The 3784-nt window shown below is 70.7% G+C and carries 3 protein-coding genes, 3 tRNA genes and 1 pseudogene; 3 read left to right on the top strand and 4 right to left on the bottom strand.

Going from position 1 to position 3784, the window contains the following annotated elements; genetic code table 11:
* The 3 genes and pseudogenes from DLJ58_RS00315 to DLJ58_RS00305 form a co-directional block, all read right to left on the bottom strand.
* Positions 1-883 (bottom strand): annotated as a pseudogene (locus DLJ58_RS00315) (M36 family metallopeptidase); the annotation flags it as partial.
* Positions 884-1023: 140 nt separating this feature from the next.
* A complete protein-coding gene (locus DLJ58_RS00310) occupies positions 1024-1605 on the bottom strand; it encodes a TIGR03086 family metal-binding protein (protein ID WP_124853321.1) in 582 nt (193 codons plus the stop codon).
* A gap of 82 nt (positions 1606-1687) precedes the next feature.
* Complete coding sequence (locus DLJ58_RS00305; RefSeq protein ID WP_091400759.1) at positions 1688-2290, bottom strand: TetR/AcrR family transcriptional regulator; 603 nt, start codon at positions 2288-2290, stop codon at positions 1688-1690.
* Between the two features lie 387 nt (positions 2291-2677).
* Between DLJ58_RS00305 and DLJ58_RS00300 the strand changes: the two genes are divergently transcribed.
* The 3 genes from DLJ58_RS00300 (at position 2678) to DLJ58_RS00290 (ending at position 2943) form a co-directional block, all read left to right on the top strand.
* Positions 2678-2750 (top strand) — tRNA-Gly (locus tag DLJ58_RS00300).
* Between the two features lie 34 nt (positions 2751-2784).
* Positions 2785-2855 (top strand) — tRNA-Cys (locus DLJ58_RS00295).
* Positions 2856-2868: 13 nt separating this feature from the next.
* Positions 2869-2943, top strand: a tRNA-Val gene (locus tag DLJ58_RS00290).
* Between the two features lie 63 nt (positions 2944-3006).
* On the opposite strand, the gene DLJ58_RS35095 is transcribed toward DLJ58_RS00290, so the two are convergent.
* The gene (locus DLJ58_RS35095) at positions 3007-3621 is read right to left on the bottom strand and encodes a winged helix-turn-helix domain-containing protein (protein ID WP_244218717.1); all 615 of its coding nucleotides are present in this window, start codon (positions 3619-3621) and stop codon (positions 3007-3009) included.
* Between the last annotated feature and the right edge of the window lie 163 nt (positions 3622-3784).

Here is a 3784-nt window from a genome sequence, read left to right as displayed (position 1 = left end):
GCCCGGGGCCGAGGTCGCGGGGCGGGGTGGCCGGGAAGACCGCCCAGCTCGGGTTGTCGGAGTCGAAGTCGACGAGGTCCTCGCGGACCAGCACCTGCCCGGTGCTGCCGTCGACGTAGCTGGTGAACGCGGCCGGGTGCTCGGTGTCCGCGCCGATCATGGTCACCTCGTAGGCGGCCCGTGGCCCGTCCAGCGGGGTGGGCACGGCCACCGACCGGATGGTGTGGCTGGCCACCGCGTCGGCGGTCAGCTTGGCGTCGGCGAGCGCGGCGGCGTATGCCTGCTCGGCGGTGCGGGTGGCCGGCGACGGCGTGCCGGTGTTGCGGGCCAGCGAGGAACTGACCGAAAGCACCGCGCCGTCGGCGACCGCGAGGGTGACGAGGCCGTCTGGCCCTGCGGGCAGGTCACCGAAGCGCTGCCGGAGGGTGACCACGGTGCCGCTGCCGATCGGTCGGACCAGCACCCGTTCCATGCTGGCCACCGTGGCGGCGTCCATGCCGAACAGGTCGTGGTTGGCGGCCAGGTAGGCGCGGGCGGCGGCCTCCGGGTCGGCGGGCAGCCCGCTGGCCAGCGGGGTGCGGCCGGGGCCGAGCGCCTGCGGGGTGCCGAGCCGGTTCCACCGGACGTCGGGGTCGACGGCGCGGGCCAGGCCGCGTTGCCGGGCGTCGGGTGCCGCCGTACCGGTGCGGTTGTCGGCGTCGGCGGGCGCGTGTCCCTCGGCGAACGGCCCGGACCGGCGCTCGGCGGACGATGCTCCACCGGTGGGGGCCGCGGTGCTCACGCCGGTGGGGAGCAGCGCGGCGACCGTCGCCGTCGTCGCCAGGATGGCGATGAGCCGGCGTCGACGCCGGCTCATCGGGGGTGACCACTCCGGTTGTGGCACGGGACCTCCTCGTGGGAGCGGGATGGCCGGCGAGCCGCCGACCACAGATGCGCGGTGACGCATGCGCATCTGTGGATATCAGTCTCCCAAGGTCGCGGCAAGGTCCCGAGCCGCTATCGCACGAACAGATCGAGATTTGATCAGGCGCTCGGCGCCCAGTCGGGGTCGCGGCCGAACGCGGCCAGCAGGTGGTCCTGCTCGTCGGCGTCGTCGGGCACCTGTACTCCCGTGTGGACCAGGTTGTTGCGCCGGTAGGCGTCGATCTGGCCGGCGAACCACTGGGCGGCGGCGTGCACCGCGTCCGGGTCGAGCCGTGGCTGTGCGCCGATCGCCACCGCCACGTCCCAGCCGTGCACGAGGTGCTCGGCGATGAGTTGCTGGAGGTACTCCTTGGCCGGGGTGTCGCCGCTGGAGAGGTGCACGGTGCGATCGATGGTGCCGGGGTGGGTGGCGGCGACCTCGGCCTGCGCGGCGACCTCCCGAGCCGTCGCGATCGGGTCGGCGCCGAGTTGGTCACCGTCGAGCCGGTCGCCGACCTCGTCGATGGTCCGGCCGGCGAGCAGCGGAACGCTCCACCGGCCCTCGGTCACCACGTGGTTGACGAGCGTGCGGACGTCCCAGTCCGAGCAGGGTGTCGGGTCGGCCCACTGGCCGGGCTCGATCTGATCCACCCGGTCGATGAATTCGGCCAGGCTCCGGCGGTACGCCTCCAGGAGATCCATGCTGCCGATTGTTCCGGTCGACGGGGCGGACTGAGCCCGTTTTGCCCGGCCCGGTGTGGGGGATCGGTGCCGGCTGCCCAGATCAGTCCAGGTCGGCCGGGTCCAGGCCGAGCTCCCGGGAGGTGACCAGCCGGACCCACTCGCCGAACTGGCGGCGGGAGATGACCCGGTCGTGCACGGCGAGTTGGACGGCGAGGCCGTCCATCACCGCGCTGATCCGCCAGGCGGCCCCGTCGGGGTCGGCGCACTGGAAGGTGCCGTCGGCCACCCCCGCGGTGATCACCGCGGCCAGGTCCTGCCGCCAGCGCAGGTCGAGCCGCCGGGACACCTTCTCCAACTCGGGGGTACGCAGCGACTCGGACCAGCCGTCGATCCACATCGACCAGGAGGTTGCCCGTCCGGCCGGGGTGTAGAGCTTGAGGATCCGGCGGAGCTTGGTCAGCGGTGCGGCCGAGGAGCGGGTCACCGCGTCGAGCCGAGCCAGATCCTGCTCGACCGCGTACGCGAAGGCCTGCGCGAGCAGCCGTTCCTTGGTGGCAAAGTGGTAGAAAACCAACGCCTGACTCACGCCCGCGGCGTTCGCCACGTCCGCCGTCCGGGTGTTGGCCAGACCGCGCTCCACGATCACGTCGCAGGCGGTGCGCAGCAGGGCATCCAGGCGGATCTCGGCCGCACGTCTCGTCACGACCGTTACCGTAGCCCATCCAACCGAACACGAACAGTTACCACCGCGCGCCGATCCACGCGGTGACAGTCGGAAGCCGGACACTTCTTTCGGGTGTCGTCGGTCGTTCCACGGAGAGTGTTCATCGAGGTCCGCTGCCCAGCGTCGAGGCGCGCAGGCGTCGATGGTCGGGCATGCGACGCCATGATGACGATCATTGCCGAGGAATGTCGGAGTGTGACGGTCCGTGCCGGATCCAGGAACCAGGCCAGCCCCCTAGGAAGCCTGCCGGGGGTGACTCCGCTCCAGCCCCGGCCACCCCGGACGCGCCGAGGCGACCCCGAGTTGGCAGTCAAACACCCACTCGGCTAAAGTTCTCATCCGTCACCCGGGAACGTCCGGGGGCGTGCGGACGTAGCGCAGCTGGTAGCGCATCACCTTGCCAAGGTGAGGGTCGCGGGTTCGAATCCCGTCGTCCGCTCGGAGCTGCCGCCACGTATGACGGGGGCAACCTCGGTGGGGTGGCCGAGAGGCGAGGCAACGGCCTGCAAAGCCGTGTACGCGGGTTCAAATCCCGTCCCCACCTCGGCAACAAGCACGGGCGATTGGCGCAGTGGGAGCGCGCTTCCTTGACACGGAAGAGGTCACTGGTTCAAACCCAGTATCGCCCACCAGAGGAGAACGGCTCGTTACCGGAAGACCCGGTGACGAGCCGTTTCGCTTGTGGCGCCACGTCGTCAGTCGACGCTGAGCCGGTAGCCGATGCCCCGCACGGTGTGCACGCGCAGGGCGTCGTCGACGGCGTGCAGTTTGCGACGTAACCGCTTCACGGCCGAGTGCAGGCTCGACGTGTCGCCGAGGAACGCGCAGCCCCAGACCGATTCGAAGAGCCTCTGGTACGTCCAGACTCCGACCGGTGCGGTGGCGAGCTGGGTGAGCAGGTTGCGCTCGAGTCGGGTCAGGGCCAGCGGTTCTCCGCGCCACGTCACCAAGTGGTCGAGCGGATAGATCTCAAGGTCACGCACGCTAATCCGTCCCGAGGTCACAGCAGGGGTGGGCGCGGCGGCAGCCCTCGGTGCGGCGGCAGCCTTCGGTGCGGCGGCGGCCTTCGGCGCGGGGGCGGGCGCGGCGGCGGCTTCGGGCGCGGCGGCTGACGCGCCAACGGCGCCGGGTGCGGCGGGGTTGAGGAGTGAGGCCGGCCCGTTGACCATGGGCGGGCCGATCATCGCCTGCAACTCGGCGAGGTCGGTGCAGATGACCAGAGTGCCGAGCCCGTCGAGTCGCCGCACCATTCGTTCGCGTACCGACACGTCAGCGCTTACACAGAATACGAGGGACAAATCGTCGACCATCGCTCCCCTTCCCCAGGTGCCACAGGAAAGACAACGCTGTCTGACCGCCGTAGTCAATGGTTTCGCCGGCAACCATCGCCTCGCACCCCGCACCGTCCCAAGATCGCGCCCGAACCTGGATGTAGTGGCATCGCACCGTCGATGAGGCCACTACATCCTGGAT

Origin of the sequence: Micromonospora arida (assembly GCF_003857035.1) — a bacterium.
GTDB lineage: Bacteria > Actinomycetota > Actinomycetes > Mycobacteriales > Micromonosporaceae > Micromonospora > Micromonospora arida.
This window is presented reverse-complemented; position numbering and strand designations above follow the sequence as displayed.

Coding starts and splice junctions, on each gene's coding strand:
- DLJ58_RS00310 (WP_124853321.1), bottom strand. CDS start 1,605: ATGGATCTCCTGGAGGCGTACCGCCGGAGCCTGGCCGAATTCATCGAC.
- DLJ58_RS35095 (WP_244218717.1), bottom strand. CDS start 3,621: ATGGTCGACGATTTGTCCCTCGTATTCTGTGTAAGCGCTGACGTGTCG.